The 21482-nt window shown below is 56.3% G+C and carries 21 protein-coding genes; 16 read left to right on the top strand and 5 right to left on the bottom strand.

The window, feature by feature from the left end; genetic code table 11:
• Positions 1 to 110: 110 nt before the first annotated feature.
• Positions 111 to 746 (bottom strand): RlmE family RNA methyltransferase, encoded by a 636-nt coding sequence (locus N1030_RS02040; RefSeq protein ID WP_265827353.1) that lies wholly within the window; start codon positions 744 to 746, stop codon positions 111 to 113.
• Positions 747 to 804: 58 nt separating this feature from the next.
• On the opposite strand from N1030_RS02040, the gene N1030_RS02035 reads away from it, so the two are divergent.
• From N1030_RS02035 to N1030_RS02020, 4 genes are all read left to right on the top strand, one after another.
• Complete coding sequence (locus N1030_RS02035) at positions 805 to 2343, top strand: glycosyltransferase family protein (protein ID WP_265827352.1); 1539 nt, start codon at positions 805 to 807, stop codon at positions 2341 to 2343.
• A gap of 198 nt (positions 2344 to 2541) precedes the next feature.
• Positions 2542 to 6309: a response regulator gene (locus tag N1030_RS02030; RefSeq protein ID WP_265827350.1), complete on the top strand. Its 3768-nt coding sequence runs from the start codon at positions 2542 to 2544 to the stop codon at positions 6307 to 6309.
• On the top strand, positions 6306 to 7433 hold the full coding sequence (locus N1030_RS02025) for a response regulator (protein ID WP_265827349.1): 1128 nt from the start codon (positions 6306 to 6308) through the stop codon (positions 7431 to 7433). Before N1030_RS02030 ends, N1030_RS02025 begins: the two co-directional genes overlap by 4 nt.
• A complete protein-coding gene (locus tag N1030_RS02020) occupies positions 7430 to 9040 on the top strand; it encodes a response regulator (protein ID WP_265827348.1) in 1611 nt (536 codons plus the stop codon). Before N1030_RS02025 ends, N1030_RS02020 begins: the two co-directional genes overlap by 4 nt.
• 11 nt (positions 9041 to 9051) lie before the next feature.
• On the opposite strand, the gene creA is transcribed toward N1030_RS02020, so the two are convergent.
• On the bottom strand, positions 9052 to 9531 hold the full coding sequence (creA, locus tag N1030_RS02015) for a protein CreA (protein WP_265827347.1): 480 nt from the start codon (positions 9529 to 9531) through the stop codon (positions 9052 to 9054).
• Between the two features lie 93 nt (positions 9532 to 9624).
• Between creA and N1030_RS02010 the strand changes: the two genes are divergently transcribed.
• Positions 9625 to 10002, top strand: a complete 378-nt coding sequence (locus N1030_RS02010) for a putative quinol monooxygenase (RefSeq protein ID WP_265827346.1) — start codon at positions 9625 to 9627, stop codon at positions 10000 to 10002.
• A gap of 47 nt (positions 10003 to 10049) precedes the next feature.
• Here the strand turns inward: N1030_RS02010 and N1030_RS02005 are convergent, their stop codons facing one another.
• From N1030_RS02005 to rpmB, 3 genes are all read right to left on the bottom strand, one after another.
• Entirely contained in the window at positions 10050 to 10631 is a 582-nt protein-coding gene (locus N1030_RS02005; protein WP_265827344.1) for an FxsA family protein, read from the bottom strand.
• A gap of 221 nt (positions 10632 to 10852) precedes the next feature.
• Positions 10853 to 11722 carry an EamA family transporter gene (locus N1030_RS02000; RefSeq protein ID WP_265827343.1) on the bottom strand — a complete coding sequence of 290 codons (870 nt, stop codon included), beginning with the start codon at positions 11720 to 11722 and terminating at the stop codon, positions 10853 to 10855.
• Positions 11723 to 11852: 130 nt separating this feature from the next.
• On the bottom strand, positions 11853 to 12062 hold the full coding sequence (rpmB, locus tag N1030_RS01995; RefSeq protein WP_265827342.1) for a 50S ribosomal protein L28: 210 nt from the start codon (positions 12060 to 12062) through the stop codon (positions 11853 to 11855).
• Between the two features lie 200 nt (positions 12063 to 12262).
• On the opposite strand from rpmB, the gene N1030_RS01990 reads away from it, so the two are divergent.
• The 11 genes from N1030_RS01990 to N1030_RS01940 all read left to right on the top strand — a co-directional run bounded on the left by N1030_RS01990 (position 12263) and on the right by N1030_RS01940 (position 21454).
• The gene (locus N1030_RS01990; protein ID WP_265827341.1) at positions 12263 to 12793 is read left to right on the top strand and encodes a YceD family protein; all 531 of its coding nucleotides are present in this window, start codon (positions 12263 to 12265) and stop codon (positions 12791 to 12793) included.
• Between the two features lie 55 nt (positions 12794 to 12848).
• Positions 12849 to 13025 (top strand): 50S ribosomal protein L32, encoded by a 177-nt coding sequence (gene rpmF / locus N1030_RS01985; RefSeq protein WP_265827340.1) that lies wholly within the window; start codon positions 12849 to 12851, stop codon positions 13023 to 13025.
• The gene (gene plsX, locus N1030_RS01980; protein WP_265827339.1) at positions 13018 to 14070 is read left to right on the top strand and encodes a phosphate acyltransferase PlsX; all 1053 of its coding nucleotides are present in this window, start codon (positions 13018 to 13020) and stop codon (positions 14068 to 14070) included. The genes rpmF and plsX overlap by 8 nt, the downstream gene beginning before the upstream one ends.
• A 58-nt stretch (positions 14071 to 14128) precedes the next feature.
• Positions 14129 to 15118 carry a beta-ketoacyl-ACP synthase III gene (locus tag N1030_RS01975; protein WP_265827338.1) on the top strand — a complete coding sequence of 330 codons (990 nt, stop codon included), beginning with the start codon at positions 14129 to 14131 and terminating at the stop codon, positions 15116 to 15118.
• A gap of 136 nt (positions 15119 to 15254) precedes the next feature.
• Entirely contained in the window at positions 15255 to 15998 is a 744-nt protein-coding gene (fabG, locus tag N1030_RS01970) for a 3-oxoacyl-[acyl-carrier-protein] reductase (RefSeq protein ID WP_265827337.1), read from the top strand.
• A gap of 79 nt (positions 15999 to 16077) precedes the next feature.
• Positions 16078 to 16308, top strand: a complete 231-nt coding sequence (gene acpP, locus N1030_RS01965) for an acyl carrier protein (RefSeq protein WP_174405008.1) — start codon at positions 16078 to 16080, stop codon at positions 16306 to 16308.
• 213 nt (positions 16309 to 16521) lie between these two features.
• Positions 16522 to 17769 (top strand): beta-ketoacyl-ACP synthase II, encoded by a 1248-nt coding sequence (fabF, locus tag N1030_RS01960; RefSeq protein WP_265827336.1) that lies wholly within the window; start codon positions 16522 to 16524, stop codon positions 17767 to 17769.
• A 79-nt stretch (positions 17770 to 17848) separates the two neighbouring features.
• The gene (gene glyA, locus N1030_RS01955; protein ID WP_265827335.1) at positions 17849 to 19087 is read left to right on the top strand and encodes a serine hydroxymethyltransferase; all 1239 of its coding nucleotides are present in this window, start codon (positions 17849 to 17851) and stop codon (positions 19085 to 19087) included.
• A gap of 109 nt (positions 19088 to 19196) precedes the next feature.
• Complete coding sequence (locus N1030_RS01950; RefSeq protein ID WP_265827334.1) at positions 19197 to 19658, top strand: deoxycytidylate deaminase; 462 nt, start codon at positions 19197 to 19199, stop codon at positions 19656 to 19658.
• A gap of 3 nt (positions 19659 to 19661) precedes the next feature.
• Complete coding sequence (gene ribD, locus N1030_RS01945; protein ID WP_265827333.1) at positions 19662 to 20789, top strand: bifunctional diaminohydroxyphosphoribosylaminopyrimidine deaminase/5-amino-6-(5-phosphoribosylamino)uracil reductase RibD; 1128 nt, start codon at positions 19662 to 19664, stop codon at positions 20787 to 20789.
• A 2-nt stretch (positions 20790 to 20791) separates the two neighbouring features.
• Positions 20792 to 21454: a riboflavin synthase gene (locus N1030_RS01940; protein ID WP_265827332.1), complete on the top strand. Its 663-nt coding sequence runs from the start codon at positions 20792 to 20794 to the stop codon at positions 21452 to 21454.
• Positions 21455 to 21482: the final 28 nt, after the last annotated feature.

The following is a 21482-nucleotide window of genomic DNA, read 5'->3' as shown; positions in this document are numbered from 1 at the left end:
TTCCTCCTTACGACCGCACGCCATATCCGGCGTGATGCAACGCTCGTGTTGCTTATGTTTTTAGTATTGATCCTGCGCCATTCGCCATGACATGCCGCTACAGCCCGAGACTACTCAGACTCTGCGTGTTCGTCGGCATCGGCCGCAGCTGCGAGACCACCCTTGAAACCCATACCTATATAGAAGGTTTCGATGCTCTCTGCGCGGGAACTCTTCGGTTTGAAAGTCTTCACTGTTGTGAAATGCGTGCGCATCTCGCTCGCGAATTCATGGAAATCCGGCCCCATGAAAATTTTCACGATGAAGCAGCCGCCATGTATCAAGCATTGGGTGGCTACGGCAAGTGCTTCGCGGCACAGATTTGCGGAACGGGCCTGATCCGTGAAACGGTGGCCCGTGGTGCTTGGCGCCATATCGCTCATCACGACATGGATAGGCGAAAGCGCCGCCAAGGCATCCTCAAAAGCCTGAGAACGCTCGAACACATCCTCTTGCATAAAGGTGACATTTGGGGGAAAGACTGTGGGGGTGCTCTGAATGTCAGCACCCAGCACGCGCCCCTTGGGGCCCACCATTTCCGCCGCACCCAAAGACCATGAGCCGGGGGCGGCACCAAGGTCGAGGACATGCATTCCGGGCTTGAATATCCGGAAGCGTTTCTCTATCTCTTTAAGCTTGTAGATAGACCGTGCAGGATAATTTTCCTGCTTGGCCTTCTTGAAATAATGATCACGATATACTTTCATTGTCTTTTCACCTGCGGCTCTTGTAACGCAAAGAGCTGATAACGCCAAGGCCACAGAAATGGACCATCGCCCGGAACGGATACGCATCATACACGAACTTGGCAAGCCCCAATCACTGCTCTGCGGCGTTGAGCAGTTCGACGTGTACAGCTCCGGCAGGGACATTCTGCTGTTTGGCCTCGGCTCCGATCCCGCAACCGCGGCAAAGGCCGCGCAGGCACACATCACCTCGCCGGACACGGTTGTCCGGTATGTGGAATGTCCCGAATTTGCCGCCCAGATGTCCGCCACGTGGCAGGAAACCATCCCTGCAGACTGGTTGCAGGTAACGCCCGAAGAATGCAGTCCTGCCCTACTGGGGGCGTCCACAACACTGGCGTTCCGGCAAAACTTGCGGCTGTTTCCGAGCTTCTGGGGCCCCCTGCTTGCTGCGGCACAGCTCCATCACCTGCGCCGCCTGCACAATACAATCCCTGCAGCCCCCCCTGCCCCGTCACGGACAGTGCTCCTGCCGGGAACGGAAAACGGCCTGCTCATCCGCGAGCTTCAAGCCGCCTTCACGGCAGAAGGCTATGCGGTTGAAATCCTTTCTCCCGACACGATAACCGCCACCCTGCCCCGCCTGCTGGCAAAGGACCGGCACGCACTCTTCTTCAGCGTGAACGCGCAGGGGCTGGATATGTTCGGGGAACGCCACCACCTGCTCAAGGCGGCAGGCGTGCCCGTAGCCTTATGGTGCGTGGATACCCCGTGGCACATTCTTTCCGGCTGCAAGGCCCCTTTCTGGAAGGATGCCCTGCTTTTTGTCACAGACGCCAGCTTCATTCCTGCCCTGCAGGCCGCCGGAGCGCAGAAGGTGCACCACCTGCCTCTGGCCACCGATCCCAACCTGTTCCAGCCGGACGGGGAAACGCAGGACATTTCACCACTCGCCCCCGTGGTTTTCGTAGGCCGTTCAGAGTTCCCCGAACGCCGAAAGTATTTCTCCGGCATCCATTCCGACCCCAACCTTCTGAAAGAAGCGGAAAATCTGCTGTTGCGGGGGGAACGACCGGACTACCACTGGTGGGCAGCCCGCCATGCAGAATTGGCCTTCTGGCCCGACACCCCGCGCCATGTGGGAGCCGGAGCCACTGAGGCAACCGAACTATGGCGTACCCTCTGCCTGCAGCACGCCCAGCCCTGCGGACTCACCGTCATCGGCGACACCGGCTGGAAAAGCCGTGTTCCAGCCCTTTCGGACCTCCGGCCGCCCGTGGACTATTATAACGGCCTTGCCGCCATATACCGCGCCGCCAGAATCTCGCTCAACATCACCGGCATGCTGCTTCCCGCAGGGCTCACCCAGCGCCACTTTGATGTCTGGGCAGCAGGTGGACTGCTGCTGACAGATAATAATCCCGGCATGGCCATTTTCCCGCCCCACCTCGTGGAGGCTGTCACCTTCCGCCGACCGCAGGAGATTTCCTCAAAGGTCAACCATCTGCTGGCCAACCCGCACAAGGTTTCACAGCTAAAGGCCCTGTGGCGGGACCACATTCTGCAAAAGCACACCTACCGGCATCGCATTCGTACCGTTTTGGAGAAATTGGCCTAGTACAGCGCCGCCATTCCCGCTTTCATCCGCCCTTCGCCGCTTCCCCGCCTCACGCCTGACCGCCTGCTCCACCCCCCGGAGGACATCGTCGCGCCCATGGCATTATAATCTACCCCGAGTACCGTTATAAACGGGCGAATGACATTGCTGCACTTCATGACATCCACTATTCTGTAGAGAAACATCCGTGGTTATTTCATGAAAAACAGCAAAAGACTTACTCCCAGTTCCCGCAAGAAATATCAGGAAGGCCCGCTGCTGCTGAATACGATGCGGCTGGGTCTCCCCATTGTATTGATTGTGGCTGCTTCCGTATTCTTTATTGCCCGTCAGGAAATTGCGACCCAATTATCCGCTCTTGAGCGCAGACAGGTATCGCTCATCGAATTCGCCGGAAAATCTATTGAGCTGGAGCTCAATACCATATCACAGAGCCTGATAAACCTCGCCTTGCATCTTGAGGTGCGCGACTACCTTTCCACGTGGTCCGCAGAACACAGGCAGGCTCTGCAGGGTGAATTTTACCGCTTCATCAAGAACAACCGACAGTTTGATCAGGCTCGTCTTCTGCGGATGGACGGCATGGAAGACATACGCATCAACAAGGTGTCGCAAGGAGCCTTTCTGGTTCCGGACGACCAGCTCCAGAACAAATCCCAACGTTACTATTTTCTGGAAGCCAGAGACTTGCCTCCTGAAGCCGTATACTTCTCCCCGTTGGATCTGAACATCGAACATGGAGTCATTGAACACCCCATCAAACCAATGATCCGTTTTGCCGCAACGGCATATGACAATAAGGGGAAACCGCAGGGCGTCATCGTTCTCAATTACCTGGCAGATAGCATACTGCACCAGCTTGCCCATCTGGACAGGAAGGAACGCTCCGGAATCATGCTGCTCAACAACACGGGGTACTGGCTCTACAGTGCCGCCCCGGAGCAATGCTGGGGATTCATGTACCCGGACAGGCAAGGGGTGACATTCAGCGCGGCATACCCTGATGAGTGGGCAAGCATCACCCCCACCAGCAAGGGACAGATGTATTCAAACGGTAATCTGGTCACATATATGACCATAAACTACCTCCCTCAAAGCAACCTTGGTCACAACAATACCAAAGCGCTTTCTTGGAAGCTTGTCGGCATGATTCCCCGCGCCGAACTGGCAATGCTCACCAAGGAGACCATTCTATTCTATTGCTACCTTTTCGCAGTGCTGGCTCTGCTGATCTTTCTGGCAGCATTCATTCAAGCCAAACGAACAACCGAGAAACGGCTGAGCAACCGGGAAATATTGCAAAGCCGCAACCGCTTCAGACAAATAGTTGAAGGCTCGTGGGACATCATCTGGGAAGCCGACCCGAACGGCTCGCTCACCTATATCAGCCCCCGGATTGCAAACATTCTCGGATACACGGTGGAGGAGGCTGCCGCCGATCCTCCATTCAACCTTGCCCCTCTCCTGAACCAATACGGCAACAAGGTTGAAAACAACGAGATGAGCCACGTGCACTGGGAAGAAGCCTGCATGCATAAAGATGGGTACCCGGTATGGCTGTATTCCACGGGAACGCCATTTAGCGACGAAAACAGCGCCATTGCCGGTTACCGCGGCATCACCCGTGACGTTACGGAACAGATACACAACGCCAAGGAACTGGAAACCGCCCGCAACGTTGCGGAAAGAGCGAACAAGGCCAAAAGCGAATTTCTGGCCCGTATGAGTCACGAAATCCGTACGCCCATGAACGCCATTATCGGCATGAGCCATCTTGCCCTGCGCACGGCCCTGACTCCTCGGCAAAAGGACTACCTTCAGAAAATCAGGCTGGCATCGGACACGCTCCTGAGGATCATCAACGACATCCTTGATTTCTCGAAAATCGAAGCCGGAAGGGTTGAGATAGAGAACCATCCCTTCGCACTGAATACGATACTGGACAACGTTATCAACATCGTCGTCCTGACGGCTGAAGAAAAAGGCATTGAGCTACTTCTTGCCCTTGATCCGGAAGTGCCGACGGGGCTGTACGGAGATTCTCTGCGACTGAGCCAGGTGCTCATCAATCTTGCCAACAATGCGGTCAAATTCACTGAAGAAGGCGAGGTGGTCATCACCATTCAGGATCTGGGGCATGATGAAAACTTTGCAACCGTGGGGTTCAGCGTCAAGGACACCGGCATAGGTCTCACCGAGGAGAGCATCAGGAATCTGTACACCCCCTTCTATCAGGCTGACGGATCCACAACACGTCTCTACGGTGGTACGGGACTCGGCCTGAGCATCTCCAAACGCCTTGTCGAGTTGATGGGGGGCGAACTCACATGCAAGAGCGTCAAGGGACTTGGCACGGAGTTTTCCTTCCAGCTCACACTGCCTGTCGCCGAGGTTGCCAGGCAGAACTATCGCATGCCGGAGTCACTGAAGGAATGCCGGGTGCTGGCTGTAGATGACAATCCGAGCGCGCTGCAGGTGCTTTCCGAGTCACTGGAATCTTTCGGCCTTACGGTAGACACCACCATTTCGCCCAAACGGGCCATTGAGATGATGCAGAACGGCAGCGCACCATACGATCTGGTGTTCATGGACTGGAAGATGCCGGAAATGGACGGCATCTCCTGCATACATGCAATCCGCAATCTACCGTTACCGGAACTGCCCAAATTCATTGTCGTGACAGCCTACGGACGTGATGAAATCCGCCAGCGCCTTCTTTCTGAAGGATTACATGGCCTCCTGCTCAAGCCCATAAATCGCTCCATGCTGTTCAACAGCGTCATGGAGGCATTCGACTGTGGGGCAGGATCGGCTCAGGAAGAGACCTGCCTGTCAGAACAGAAACTTCCTGACCACATCCGCGGAGCCCGCATCCTTCTTGCAGAAGACAACGAACTCAACCAACAGGTTGCACGCGAACTGCTGCAAGGAGCCGGCATGGCAGTCACCATCGCCAACAACGGTGAAGAAGCCGTGAACCTGGTACAGCAGCAAGAATTTCAGGCCGTGCTCATGGATATCCAGATGCCCCTGATGGACGGCCTTGAAGCTGCCCGTACAATCCGCAGCCTCTCACGGTTGCAGGGCCTTCCCATTATCGCCATGACCGCGCATGCCATGAACACCGACAGGGAGCTCAGCCTTCAGTCCGGCATGAACGACCACGTCAACAAGCCCATAGATCCTGACGAACTATACAGAACTCTTGGGAAATGGATTCACGCAGGAGGTTGGGAACCGGTAGAGGTAACAATTCCGGATACCCCTCCTTCTCAGGAGCTATCCTTCAACGGCAGTGCTACGTTGGATATTGCCGCAGGCATGCGGAGAGTACGCGACAATAGTCATGTTTACGCCAACCTGCTCCGCGGGTTCATCCGGGAACAGACCGAAGTTCCCGACAAAATCCGACAGTGCCTGAAGCATGGCACAGACGAAACAGCCTTCCGTCTGGCCCACACCCTGAAGGGAATTGCAGGGAACATCGGAGCCATGAATGTCTTTCATGCAGCGGAGAAAACCTGCCAGGCTCTTCAAGACAATACAGACGCTCCTGAAAGAACACTGGATGCCCTTGAAACAGCAATGGGCAGCGCTTCTGAAAACATAGCGCGTTATCTGGAGGCTGCGCAGGTACAGCCAATCCCGTTCGGCAACACTGAAAATGACTTCATTGCCAACAAAGCGGACCAGCAAGCCGAACCGCAAAATGAAATGTCCTCTGCCGAATTCATGGAGAATTTGCAGAAACTCCGAGAGGCGATAGCCATTCATGACATGGCAGCTCTGGCCCTGTTCGAATCGCTGTCGTCAACGCTTACGCATATTGATGCACAAACCGCTACAGAGCTCGGCGACAACCTCTCGTCTTTTGCCTTCAAGAAGGCGGCTGTCCGGCTGGAGCGACTCACCACTCTGGTGCAGCAACAAAGCGCTAACGCCCCCCGAAAAGAGGAACTGCCATGACCGCACCACAACGAATTCTCATAGTTGACGATACGCCTGCCAACATTCACATCCTCAAGGAAGTCCTCAAGGACGAGTTCGCCATCAGTGCCGCCACGAACGGAAAAGATGCTCTTAAGCTGGCAAGCTCGGATCCCAGACCGGACATCATCCTGCTGGACATCGTCATGAGCGGCATGGACGGATACGAAGTATGCAAGCAACTGAAACGCAACAGAAATACCGCAGCCATTCCCATCCTCTTCGTCACCACGCTTTCCGACTCCGAAGATGAAGCCAGAGGACTGGAGCTCGGCGCTGTGGACTACATTACCAAGCCGTTCAGTCCGCCAACAATCAAAGCCCGTGTCCGCAACCACCTGAAGCTCAAGGAGTATCAAGATAACCTGGAGCATCTTGTGGAAGAAAGAACGCGGGAGATTGCGCTGACACAGTCCGTAACCATCTTCAGCATGGCCTGTCTGGCAGAAATGCGTGACAACGAATTGGTCGGTCACATCAAACGCACCCAACTCTACGTGCGGCTTCTCGCCGAACAGCTTGAACACCATGTCGACTACCGGGATTATTTCCGGCAAGTGCCCGTGGACCTTCTCTGTGCGTCCATCCCTCTCCACGACATAGGCAAGATAGGCATCCCCGACCAAATACTGCTCAAACCGGGTCGCCTCAATGATGATGAATTCGCCATCATGAAGCTGCATACCGTATACGGCAGGGATACTCTGGAACGGGCGGAAGGCATGCTCAACTCTTCAAACTCCTTCCTGCGGGTTGCGCGGGAGATAGCCCACACGCACCACGAATGGTGGGACGGAAGCGGTTATCCGCAAGGACTGGCGGGAACGGATATTCCGGTGGCAGGCAGGCTCATGGCGGTAGCGGATGTTTACGATGCCCTCATAAGCAAGCGGATCTACAAAGAGCCCATATCCCATCAGGAATCCTTGGAGATTGTCGCAAACAAATCCGGCACCCAGTTTGATCCGCAGATCATCGAAGCCTTTGTACGCATTGAAAAAGACATACGATCTGCCGCCATCATGCACGCAGACTTTGAAGAAGAACGCCAGTGCCTGCTCAACAACATCATGTGCGGCACCGATTGCAGGGGAGCCTCATGATGAAACCCAACCGTTACAGGATTCTCATTATTGACGACACTCCTGCCAACATTGAGATGCTCTATGCCATTCTCCAGCCGGAGTATTCCATCAATGTGGCAACAAGCGGTCAGGACGCAGTTGAACTGGCAAAGAACAACCCGCCGGATCTCATTCTGCTCGACATCGTCATGCCCGGCATGGATGGCTATGCAACATGCGCGGCACTCAAAACCGCACCGCAGACGGCTAATATTCCCGTCATCTTCGTCACTGCACTCAACTCCAACAACGATGAAGAAAAAGGCTTCACTATGGGCGGGGTGGACTTCATTACCAAGCCATTCAATCCCTCCATCGTTCTGGCAAGAGTAAAAACGCATCTGGCTCTCTACAACCAGAACAGGGAATTGGACAGACTGATACAGCAGCGGACTGCGGAGCTTTCCAAATCCAAGGAAGCCGCGGAGGCAGCCAGTCAGGCCAAAAGCCTCTTTCTTGCCAACATCAGCCACGAGTTGCGTACTCCGTTGAATGGCATACAGGGCATGGCACAACTGCTGGCAGACAGCGAGCTCAACACTGCACAAAAGGAACTGCTGTCCTTTCTGAATCAATCCGCTGTCCGTCTCACTTCACTTGTCTCCTCATTGCTCGAGTTGTCCCACATTGAAACCGACACCCTGAAAATAGACCGAAAAATGATATGCCTTGAGGACACTCTGCAGCCCCTGCTGGATGTCATCCAAGAGCAGGCGCAGGTAAAATCCCTCTCATTCTCTTCACAGTTCGACGATTCCATTCCAAAGCAACTGTTCTGCGACCCGGGCTGCCTGAAACAGATTCTTACCAACGTACTGTCAAATGCCGTACGCTATACCCCAAAGGGGACCGTCAGGTTGCACGTTAAGCCGCACGGCGGACAGCAGGAACAGTCATCACGGTTCGTCAATCTGCTCTTCACGGTTCAGGATACTGGTACCGGCATGTCCAAAGAGACCCAGAAGCACATATTCAAATCCTTCACCATAGCCGAGGACTATCTGACAAAGGAATTCAGCGGGGCAGGACTGGGTCTTTCCATCACCCGCAGCCTCACACGCAAGTTGGGCGGCCGCATATGGGTAGAAAGCGAGGAAGGTAAGGGAAGCACGTTTTTCATTCTGCTACCCTTTGAAATCGTGAGGGAAGCAGCCGCACGAGAAAGTACGGCTGCTGCTTCAGGTGCAGAGCATACCCTGCAAATCCTGCTTGTCGAGGACGACCCCATCAGTCAGGCGGCTGGCAAGGGCTTGCTGGAGCTTTCCGGCCACAAGGTCACCGTGGTGCCCGATGGAGAACTGGCGCTTGCAGCATTGGTAAGCAACCAATACGACATCATTCTGATGGATATTCAGTTGCCCGGCCCCAACGGCATAGAAATCACCCATCGCATCCGTGACGGGCAAAGCGGCAGGTCGGCAGCCCAGACACCTGTAATAGCGCTGACCGCCTTTGCGGAAAACAAACGTCTCATGGAGGAAAGCAGCGGTTTTCAGGCGGTTCTCGGAAAACCATACTCCCGTCAGGAACTGCTGGACACCATCAACCTCGTTCTGCTTGAGACCAGACAGCAGGGACTGCCCTGATCAATTTTTGATCAGTTCCCCCAAGGCATGACCGGAACACAACTGATGGAGTTCTTGGGAGAGCCCTCAATAACCCTGTCGCTGTAGGTCAGGTAGATGATCACATTGCGCTTGGCATCATAAAACCGCACAACCTGCATACTCTTGAACAACAGCGAGGTCCGCTTCTTGAAGACTTCCTCGCCATCCTCCTTCTTGTTGCGGATACGTTCGGGAACCGTAATGGGCCCGACCTGCCGACAAGACAGCGAGGCATCCGAGGTGTCTTCCGCAACCCCGAGGCTGCCGGAGATTCCGCCTTTCTTGGCGCGGCTCAGATAGCAGGTCACTCCCTCGATATCGGGATCATCAAAGGCCTCGACCACTATCTTGTCATTTGCCCCGAGCACCTTGAACACCGTATTGACGGAACCGATCATCTCAGCCTGTGCAGAGACAGACAGCAGCAGAACCACGACACATGCGGCAACGAGTCCGGAAAATAACCTCATACCCCCTCCTCTTTCGGATATTATATGGTACGATTCTTACAACCTGATTTCTGAAAAGACAGTTTTTGCTCCTCACAACACAACGGAGCCATCATGCAAGACAATCCTGACAGACCGATCAAAGCCAGCCCATCTTCCGCAGCCGCAGAGCAAAAACAAGCCTCTGCCGAAATACATATCACCAGCATATTCACTGCCAAACCGGGGCTGGAGGTCTATAGCAGGCAGGAGCTGTTCGAGTACGTCAAAACTACACTCAAGAACCCGGATTGCAAAAGTATCCGCGTCATGCAGGAAAGCGGGCGCAAGGACAGCTTCATGCTCTACTCAATCTGGAAGAGCGAAGCCGCGTTCATAGAGCATCTCGGCTCACCTATTGTCCGAGAATATGCCCTCAAGAACCAGAAATACGGCGACCCCAAACTCTTTGTCCGCCGATGGCAACTCCTTGAAGACTTTGAAAACACCTAAAAAAAGGCAGCCATGCTGCCTTTTTTGTTGTCATACGGCCAATACTGCTATTTCCGGCCGGAGTTGTCATCATCAATAGGCTCACAATCAATGACCACGGCCTTGCGCGGTGAGGCTTCTTCGTTACCGGCACCACGCAGGCGGGCTTCAAACTCCTGTGCGGAAAACGCCTCATTGCTCGAAGTACGCTGACCACCGGAAGAATGCCACGTATAGTACGTGAATCCGGCACCGTTGGCAGAGCCGAACGAACCTGCTCCCTGCACCTTGACCGATTCGTTGAACTGCTTGCGTAGCACGCGGGCAAGCGGTTTGCGGGTAAAGGGGGCCAGCATGAGAATGCCCATGCAGTCCGTAATGAAACCGGGCGTCAGCAGCAGAATACCGGCTACCAGAATGAGCAGGCCTTCCACCATCTCGTCTGCAGGCACCTTACCTTGCGCAAGGCTTTCCCTGACCTTCATCATGGTGTTGAAGCCTTCCATGCGGGCAAGCCAGGCACCGGCAATACCGGTCAGAATAACAACCAAAATAGTCGATCCGACGCCGATGACGGAACCGACCTCCACCAATGTATAAAGCTCCATGATGGGAATGAGCGTAAAAAGCAGAAATAATTTAGGAAACATCAGGCATCCCGTGTTTGGGTTCTGTGGGAAATTCCCCCAAGGGTGCGAAACTGCGACGCTGTACAACAGCCTGCATCCGGCCGCCGGTCCGTCCGAAAGTGGACCATTTCGCTCAGCCATTGGTAATCATTCTGTCATGGAACGCAAGCCCTATGTCTCCCAATTCTGCCTAATACTGCCTAATACTGCTCAATTCTGACAGATGCCTCCAAACATTTCTCTCACCCAAGAAAGGCTATAATTCCGGCGCCAAACGCCATCATGGCAGCACCGGCCAACCTTCCGTAGACATTTTCATCATTGAAGAAAAGCCTGCCCATAAGGACGGAGAACAGGCCGTTCAGGCGCTTGATGGAAATCATGTAAGCCGCGGTCACCATGGTTATGGAGATATAGTGACAGGCAATATGGGCCACAAGCACCAATCCCGAAATCGCACCGGCTACGGGATGCCGCAACAATACCTGCGGTGATGCCCGGCCCGTCAGAAAAAGTCCGCCCACAAGAACCACATTGTGAATGGCAAAAAACATGGCTCCTGCATAAACAGGGTCTCCGGATACCGCCATACGTTTTGAAAGAACGGCCCCCACGGCCCAGATCATGGAGGCATACAGCGCATAACGCGACCCCTTCACTCTGAAAATGGCACGAAAAGGCTCAAGCAAGGCAGTGGGGCTCGCGGAATCCACGTTCAGCATCCAACTTCCGGCTACAATGCAGGCAATACCGGCCAGCCCGACAGGGGAAGGCATTTCCCCCAGAAAAACAAGGCCGGTAACGATCATGAAAGCTGGAGTAAAGGCAAGCAAGGGCATGGTGAGCGACAGAGGGGCGGAACGAATGGCCTCATACTGGATGAAGGTGCCCAGAATGTTCAGCGGCAGCATAAAGAGCAACGCATGCCAGTACGCAGGAGCAAGGGGCTGCCAGCCCTGTATCAATATATATAGGGCGAACATGGGCCAGCTCCAGCCCAGAAAACAGGCGAGCATCTCATAACGCGAAAGGTGCCCCAGCCATTTTTTCACCACAGTCGCCTCAAGGGCGGAAAAAAAAGCTGTGCCCAAGGCAAGAACGAACCAGAGCATGCCCTCTCCTTTTCATCCGTCGTTCACTTGTTATCGGCAAGAAATCATGCCAGATGAACCAAGGGGAGGATATAAAAAAAGCCCCGAGATACCTCGGGGCCTTTTCATCCTGTCAGGATCGCCTTAAAATTTAGGCTTTCTTGGCGGTAACGGGCTTAACAACAGCACCGGAGCGAATACAACGGGTGCACACGCTCATGTGCTTTACTTCGCCGCTGGGCAGCTGATGACGAACGCTCTGCAGGTTGGGCAGGAAGCGACGCTTGGTCTTGATGTTGGAGTGGGAAACCAGGTTACCGGACTGGGGCTTCTTACCGCAGATTTCGCATTCTCTAGACATGGCGATCCTCCATATATGATGAAAATAATTCGGGTTTCACTATACTGCAGGTGCCAGCGGAGCCTCTGCTACCGCACATTCTTCCTCTATCACCTGCAAAGAGATGGGTGTATTATACCCTCACCGTAAAAAAGGCAACCCTTTTCTTGACAAGTCGATGAGGTCGCATGTAGAAATCGCCTTCCGCAAGGATATTACTTATGACACAAATTTGGATTCCACTGAACGACATCCCCGCAGAGGGCAAAGAAATCACGGTCGACGCGCAGTCCATCTGGCTGGAACCGATTGCTGAATTCAAGCTGCCCTACCGCATTGTGGATGCACTGTCCGCCGTGCTGCACCTTCTTCCGCAGGAAGACGGCTGTCTTGTGCGCGGTCGCATTGCCGGCACTGTCGCCATGCCGTGTGACCGTTGCGCGGAGGACGCCACCATAACGGTGAACCAGAAGTTCACGGAACTCTTCTCCATGCAGGAAGACCTGCTTGAGCCGGGACAGGCACCCGCCGTTCGCCCCGCCAAGGACGGTCAGTGGCTGGAAATTGAAGTTTCCGCCATTCTGTGGGAAGAGTTCGTTGTATCGCTTCCGCTTAAGCCGTTGTGCAATGAAGCTTGCAAAGGTCTGTGCCCCACGTGCGGTATGGATCTGAACACGGGCAGCTGCGACTGCAAGACCGAGGAACTTGATCCCCGCCTTGCCGTGCTGCAGAACCTGAAAATCAATAAATAAGCATTACTGCCTTTCCGGTCCCTAAAGCCGGGAGGAAAAAAAGAGAGGGTTTGTCATGGCTGTATCTCAGACTAAGAAGTCCAAGTCCAAGAAGGGCATGCGTCGTTCCCACCACCGCGTGGCTGTTCCCACCGTTGTTTTCTGCCAGTGCGGCGAAGCTGCTCTGCCCCACCGTGTTTGTGCCGCTTGCGGTACCTACAACGGCCGCCAGATGACGAAGGAAAATGCATAACAGCCCCATTATCGCCGTGGACGTCATGGGCGGGGACCACGGCCCCGCCGTCAACATTCCCGGTGCGATAGAGGCTGCCCGCACTTACGGCATCCGGCTCGCTCTGGTTGGCGACGCGGAGAAAATCAAGGCTGAACTCGATAGACTGCCTTCCGGAATGCTTTCCGGCAAGGTGGTCTATGATATTGTCCATACGGATGAAGTTGCCGGCATGGACGAAAAGCCTTCAGACATACTGCGCCGCAAAAAGAACTCTTCCATTCAGGTTGCCTGCCGACTCGTCAAGGAAGGCAAGGCGGATGGAATAGTAAGCGCCGGTAACTCCGGTGCGACTGTTGCGTGCGGTATGTTTATCATGGGTCGTATTCCGGGGGTTGACCGTCCGGCGCTTGCCAGCGTCATGCCCACGGAAAAAAAGCCCATCGTCCTTCTGGACGTAGGCGCCAATGTGGACTGCAAACCGCATCACCTGTTCCAGTTCGGCCTCATGGCCGACGCCTATGCGCGCGACCTGCTCGAATACGAGTCTCCGCGCATCGGCCTGCTTTCCATCGGTGAAGAGGAAGGCAAGGGGAACACACAGGTGAAAGAGGCGTATGACCTCTTCAAGATGGCAAAGAACATCCGCTTTGTCGGCAACGTGGAAGGCAGAGACCTCTTCACGGGCGACGTGGATGTCATTGTCTGTGACGGTTTTGTGGGCAACGTGGCCCTGAAACTCAGCGAAGGCCTGAGTTCTTCAATGAGCCGCATTCTCAAGCGCGAACTGCTGTCGAGCCTTATTGCAAAGATCGGCACGCTGCTCGCCAAAAGCGCCTTCAAGCGCTTTGCCCGCATGGTGGACTACGCCGAATACGGCGGTGCCCCCGTTCTGGGCCTGAAAGGAATCGCCATTGTGTGCCACGGCGCCTCGAACGCCAAGGCCATTACCAACGCGGTCAAAATGGCAGCCGCCTTCGTAGAGAAGAAAACCAACGAACGTCTGGTTGAAGCCATCAGCGCCAATGAGGAGCTGACCAGCTTCGGCAAGGCCGTCAAGAATTGATCGTCGGAGCGGCGGCACGGCAAAAGTCGTGCCGCCGTCCCGCGTTCGGGATACTGCCATGACCAAGCATTGCTATATCCACGGGTTCGGCTCCTTTGCTCCCGCAAAGGTACTGACCAACCATGATCTTGAAAAATTCGTCGATACCAACGACGAATGGATCAGGACCCGAACCGGCATTGAAGAGCGCCACGTGGTCGAAGAAGGCCAGTGCACTTCCGACCTTGTTACGGAAGCTGCAAAGGTCGCGCTGGCCGACGCCGGTATCGGTGCCGAAGCACTGACCCATATCCTTGTCGCCACCTGCACCCCGGATGCATACTGCCCCAACACCGCGTGCGTTGTTGAGGACAAGCTCGGCATCAAGGGCGCCATGGCGCTGGACATGAACGCAGCCTGCTCCGGCTTCGTCTACGGACTGCAGGTCGCCTGCGGCCTGACCGCCGTTTCCGAAGACACCACCATTCTGCTTTCCGGCGGAGAAACGCTCACCACCCGCCTGAACTGGGAAGACCGCAATACCTGCGTTCTTTTCGGCGACGCAGCCGGTGCCGTTGTCATCTCGGCAAAGCAGACCCCCGGCAGTGCCAAGGTCGTCGATATCGAACTGTCTTCCGACGGTTCCCTGCGCGACCTGCTGACCATTGCCGGCGGCGGCTCTTCGGTTCCGTACAAGCTGAACCAGCCTGTTCCTGCCGAGCACTTTGTCATGATGCAGGGACGCGAAGTCTTCAAGCACGCCGTGCGCAGCATGGCAGGCATCTGCGAGACCTTGCTGACCCGCAACGGCATGACCGCGAGCGACGTTGACCTGCTGATTCCGCATCAGGCCAACATCCGCATCATCGAAGCCGTAGGCAAGAAGCTGGAAATCGAATCCGAAAAGGTGTTCGTCAACCTGAACAAGTTCGGCAACACGTCTGCGGCCTCCATTCCGCTGGCGCTGGCCGATGCAAAGCGCCAGGGCCTGCTCAAGCCGGGCATGCGTGTTCTGCTGACCACCTTCGGCGGCGGTTTCACCTGGGGCTCTGCACTGCTCGAATTCTAAGCCGGACCGTTTCGTCCAGCAATCCGAGCACGTTATACAATTACGAACAACGACGTTTTTTGGGAATTGAAGTTATACTTTCTTTAAGGTATAAGGCAGTGCTTTTCGCACCAAACCCAAAACCCGTGAAGCGACTATGACTGAACTACTTTCTACAGCACTGGTAACCGGCGGCTCCCGAGGGATAGGAAAAGCCATCGCCCAGACTCTGGGCAAAGCCGGTTTTCAGGTGTACCTGACCTACGTTTCCAAGCCCGAGGAAGCGCAGGCCGTTGCCCAGTCCATCATCGACGCAGGAGGCAAGGCCTCTGCCTTCAAGCTGAACGTGGGCAACGCTGAAGAAGTGAACGACTTCTTCAAGAATGAAATCAAGGACAAGGTGCGCCTTGACGTGCTCGTGAACAACGCGGGCATTACCAAGGACGGTCTCGTTCTCCGCATGAAGGACGAGGACTTTGACAGCGTCATCGGCATCAACCTTCGCGGCGCATTCATTGCCGCACGCGAGGCTGCCAAGCTCATGACCAAGCAGCGCTACGGCCGCATCGTCAACATCACCTCCGTTGTGGGGCAGATGGGCAATGCCGGTCAGGCCAACTACTCCGCCGCCAAAGCCGGCCTTATCGGCCTTACCAAGGCTCTGGGCAAGGAACTTGCCGCGCGCAACGTCACTGTCAACGCCGTAGCTCCCGGTTTTATCGAAACCGACATGACCCAGGCCCTTCCGGAAGCCGTTCGTACCGAGTACCAGAACGCCATTCCCATGAAGCGCTTCGGCTCTGTGGACGATATTGCGGAAGCAGTCGCCTTCCTCGCCTCTGAGAAGGCAGGTTACATCACCGGTCAGGTACTTGCGGTGAACGGCGGCATGTACTGCTAAGCCGGTTCCGAAGAAATTCAGACACCACACCGTATACAAAACGCGGTACAAACGAAGAAACAATCCTTTGGAGGAATCCATGTCTATCGAAGCAAAAGTAAAGCAGATCATCATCGACCAGCTCGGCGTTTCCGCCGAAGAAGTTAAGCCCGAAGCCTCTTTCGTTGAAGACCTCGGCGCTGACTCCCTCGACCTCACCGAACTCATCATGGCTATGGAAGAAGAGTTCGGCACCGAAATCGATGACGACGACGCCCAGAAGATGCTGAAGGTGCAGGACGCCATCAACTACATCGCAAGCAAGCAGTAATAGTAATACTGTAAGCCATATATCGCGGGCGTCTTATGAAATTTCATAAGACGCCTGACCCGTTTCTTCCGGCCGCGTCCCGGCCCTCCCGCAAGGGTGACAATCTCGGGCTTTCAGCAGCGTGATCATGACACTGCGCGCACTCGGTGCGCAAGGTGCCCCTGACCTGCTCCGGCAGCGCTGGACTGCGCCGCAAGCCTCAAGGAACGAATAATGACAAAAAGAAGAGTTGTTGTTACCGGCCTCGCAACCCTGAACCCGCTGGGCAAGGATCTTGAAACCAGCTGGGCAAATCTGGTTGCCGGCAAATCCGGTATCGGCCCCATCACGCATTTCGACGCTTCCGAATTCACCTCGCAGATCGCGGGTGAAGTGAAGGGATTCGATCCCGCTGAGTACATTCCCGCCAAGGAAGCCCGCCGCATGGACCGCTTCGTTCAGTTCGCGGTGGCCACCGGCAAGATGCTGGTAGAAGACAGCGGCATCACCATCACTGATGAAAATGCCGACCGCATCGGCGTTCTGCTCGGCGTAGGCCTCGGCGGCCTGGATACCATTGAAGTGTTCCACACCAAACTGGTGGAAGCTGGCCCCAACAAGGTCAGCCCCTTCATGATTCCCATGCTCATTTCCAACATGGCCCCCGGTCAGGTTGCCATCTTCACCGGTGCCAAGGGCCCCAACGTGGTGTTCACCAGCGCCTGCGCTTCCGGCACCCACGCCATCGGCCATGCATACACGGAAATCGTGATGGGCCGTTGCGATGCAGCCATTACCGGCGGTGTCGAATCCACCATCACGCCCATGGGTGTTTCCGGCTTCACCGCACTGAAGGCGCTGTGCAGCAACCGTAACGAAACGCCCGAAATCGCTTCCCGTCCCTTCGACGCAGAGCGCTCCGGCTTCGTCATCGGTGAAGGTTCCGGCTTCCTCATGCTGGAATCCCTTGAGTCCGCACAGGCTCGCGGCGCCCGCATCTATGCGGAAGTCGTAGGCTTCGGCTCCACCGGCGACGCATACCACATGACCGCTCCCCGCGAAGACGCGGACGGCATGGCCCGCTGCATGAAGGCGGCCATTGACGAAGCGGGCATCACCCCCGCCGATGTGGATGCCATCAACGCGCACGGCACCTCCACCAGCCTCAATGACAAGGCAGAAACCCTTGCCATGAAGAAGGTGTTCGGTGACCACGCATACAAGCTGCGCATCTCCGCCAACAAGTCCCAGACCGGCCACCTGCTCGGTGCCGCGGGCGGCATGGAAGGCGTTTTCTCGTGCATGACCCTGCACAAGGGCATTGTACCGGGCACCGCCAACCACACCACCCCCGACCCCGACTGCGACCTCAATTACATGGGCGGCGGATCGGAGGAGTATCAGGCCAATTACGTCCTGAGCAGCAACTTCGGTTTCGGCGGAACCAACGCCAGCATCCTGTTCAAGCGATTTGCCGACTAGGCATTCCTGTGATCGTGACAGGCCGTGCACCGGAAACCCGGTGCACGGCTTTAACAATATGTATACCGGAAGGTGGAAAATGGACGAACTGTTCTTGCAAGACCCTGAAGTAGCACGGGCAATGTATCAGGAAATCGAGCGCCAGACCGGCGGGCTCGAACTTATCGCATCCGAGAACTTCGTCTCTTCCGCAGTGCGCCAGACGCAAGGCAGCGTAATGACGCACAAGTACGCCGAAGGATACCCGGGCAAGCGGTACTACGGCGGATGTGAGTTTGTAGACGTGGCGGAAGACCTGGCCATCAACCGCGCCAGAACAATCTTCGGGGCCGAATACGCCAACGTGCAGCCCCACTCCGGCAGCCAGGCCAACATGGCGGCATACTTTGCCATCGCCAAGCCCGGCGACACCATTCTGGGCATGGATCTTTCCCACGGTGGTCACCTGACCCACGGCAGCCCCGTGAACTTCTCCGGTCGTTTCTTCAACATCGTCTTCTACGGCGTTGAAAAGGAAACCGGCCGCATCGACTACGATCAGGTCGAGAAGCTCGCCAAGGAACACAAGCCCACCGTCATCGTGGCCGGCGCAAGCGCCTACCCCCGCGAACTGGATTTCGTCCGCTTCCGCGCCATTGCCGATGAAGTTGGCGCCAAGCTGATGGTGGACATGGCCCACATCGCCGGTCTCGTGGCCGCGGGTGTGCACAGCTCTCCCATTCCCTACGCGCACATCACCACCACGACCACCCACAAGACCCTTCGCGGTCCCCGCGGCGGCATGATCCTCAGCTCCGAGGATATGGGCAAGTGCCTGAACAGCCAGATATTCCCCGGCATTCAGGGCGGTCCGCTCATGCACGTCATCGCGGCCAAGGCCGTGGCCTTCGGCGAAGCGCTGCGCCCCGAGTTCAAGGAATACCAGAAGCAGGTAGTCGAAAACGCCCAGACGCTGGCCAAGTGCCTCACCGCACAGGGCTTTGAACTCGTTTCCGGCGGTACGGACAACCACCTCATGCTGGTTGACCTGACCAACAAGGACATTACCGGCAAGGCCGCGCAGCTGGCGCTGGACGAAGCAGGCATCACCGTGAACAAGAACACCGTGCCCTTTGAAACCCGCAGCCCCTTCGTAACCTCCGGCATCCGCATCGGCACCCCCGCCCTGACCACCCGTGGCATGCAGGGCAAGGACATGGAAAAGGTCGCCGACTGGATCATCGACGCACTCGGCAACATCGAGAACGAAACGCGCCTGAAGGCCATCCGCAAGGAAGTGGAAGCCTTCGCCCGCCAGTTCCCGATCTTCGCCTGGTAACCGTCCCCCACAAGCCGTTTCGGGACGCGCTGCGCGGGCAGACTGGCCTTCGCAGCGCGTCTGTATTATACAGGGCCGACACCGCCAACCAGACTCGAGAGGAGCACCCATGCACGAACGACTGCCGTGGCCGCAATACTTCATGGACATTACTTACATGGTGGCCGAGCGCTCCACCTGCACCCGCCGCAAGGTTGGCGCCATTGCCGTGAAGGACAAACGCATTCTCGCAACCGGCTACAACGGGGCTCCTGCCAATGTTTCACACTGTCTGGACACCGGATGCCTGCGCGAGCAGATGGGTATTCCTTCCGGACAACGGCACGAAATCTGCCGCGGCCTGCACGCCGAACAAAACGTCATCATTCAGGCAGCCGTACACGGCGTATCCCTGACCGGCGCTGAAATTTACTGCACCACCATGCCCTGCCTCATCTGCACCAAGATGCTGCTCAACTGCGGGGTCAAGGCGGTGTATTACGTGGAAGGCTACGACGACCCTCTTGCCACCGCCATGGTGGAAGAGTCCGGTGTGCTTTTCACCAAACTGGATTATACCAAACGAGGCTAGTTGATGGGTCATCCCTTCGAACCGTTCATGCGTGAAGCCATCGCGCTGGCGGAACAGGGACGCTGGCATGCAGCGCCCAACCCCACTGTCGGAGCTGTTCTGGTCAAGGACGGAGTCATTGTCGCACGCGGCTATCACACGGCCTGCGGTCAACCCCATGCGGAGGTGGAATGCCTGCGCAATGCCGCAATGCTGGGCGTTGATCCTGCGCAATGCACGCTGGTTGTCACTCTTGAACCCTGCAACCACTACGGCAAGACCCCGCCCTGCTCCAAGGCAGTTCTGGACGCGGGCATCCGTCACGTCGTCATCGGCTTGATGGACCCCAACCCCAAGGCCAAGGGCGGTGCGGAGTTCCTGCGCGAAAACGGCGTACGGGTCGAAGCGGGCGTTCTTGAACAGGAATGCCGTGATCTTGTGGCTGACTTTCTGACATGGGTTGAAACTCCGCTGCCTTACACCATCCTCAAGCTGGCTTCCACACTGGACGGCAAAATCGCCACCCGCAGCGGCAATTCCCGCTGGATCAGCGGGCCCGAATCCCGTGCCCGCGTACACGAACTGCGACGCAACGTGGGGGCGGTCATCGTGGGAGGCACCACCTTCCGCAAGGACAACCCGCAGCTCTCCTGCCGTCTGGACGGCGTGGACACGCAACCGCTGGCCGTCATCATAACCTCGCAGCTTCCCAACGTTCCCGAAGCATACAAGCTGCTTACGGAACGTCCGGAGCAAACCATATTCTGGACTTCCGAGGAATCTGCTGCTAGTGACGCCGCCAGAGGCCTGCGCGACAGAGGCTGCACGGTCATGCCCCTGCCCGTGCTGGAAGGCGATTCCCTTGGTGGCCGCGACATAGGCTACGGTCTGCGCTGGCTGCGCAACGAGCACAAGTGTCTGTACACCCTGTGCGAAGGCGGCGGCAAACTTGCCCTCGCCATGCTGGAACAGGGACTTGCGCAGGAATTCCAGCTGCACATGGCCCCCAAGATCATGGCAGATGCCAAAGCCCCCGGTCTTTTTGACGGCCGAGCCCCCGCCACCATGGATGAAGTGCTCGGCCTGCGCATGACTGCAACGGAAAAAAGCGGCGACGATATCATCATCACCTTGCGCCGACGGGAAGACTGATTATGTTCACTGGACTTGTTCTCGGACAGGGAGAAATTCGGGCCGTTCAGAACATGGGAAGCGAAACTCGCTTCACCATCCGCCCGCTCTGCGAGCTCACCGACTTCGTGCTCGGCGAATCCATAGCCACCAACGGCGTATGCCTTACGGTGGAAACCCATGGAGCCGACTGGTTCACGGTTTACGCCTCTGCGGAAAGCATGCGCCTGACCAACCTCGGCGACCTGCGAGTGGGCAGCCGCGTGAATCTGGAACGTGCTCTCGCCATGGGCGACCGCCTTGGCGGGCACATCGTCAGCGGGCATGTGGACTGCGTGGCCAGCGTGGCCTCCGTGCGCCCTGCCGGTCTTTCGCGCGCATACCGGCTGAGCTTCCCTACCGAATTCGGTACACAAATTATCACGAAGGGCTCCGTAGCACTTGACGGCATCAGCCTTACGATCAATGATTGCGGCCCTGATTTTTTGGAAGTGAACATCATTCCCGAAACGCAGAAAGTGACCACCATTTCCGAATGGAAGCCGGGCTACCGCGTGAACATGGAAACGGATGTCATAGGCAAGTATGTCCAGCGTATGCTGGGGGCGTGGCAAGGCAAGCCCGCCACTGAAAAGGCCCCTTCCGGCGTGATTACGGAAGAGTTTCTGCGCAAGCACGGATTCTAAGCTTTCAACAGGCCCCGCATGACGGTTG

Origin of the sequence: Desulfovibrio mangrovi (assembly GCF_026230175.1) — a bacterium.
Taxonomy (GTDB): domain Bacteria; phylum Desulfobacterota; class Desulfovibrionia; order Desulfovibrionales; family Desulfovibrionaceae; genus Halodesulfovibrio; species Halodesulfovibrio mangrovi.
The sequence above is the reverse complement of the archived record's forward strand: the minus strand, read 5'-3'. Positions and strand labels throughout refer to the sequence as shown.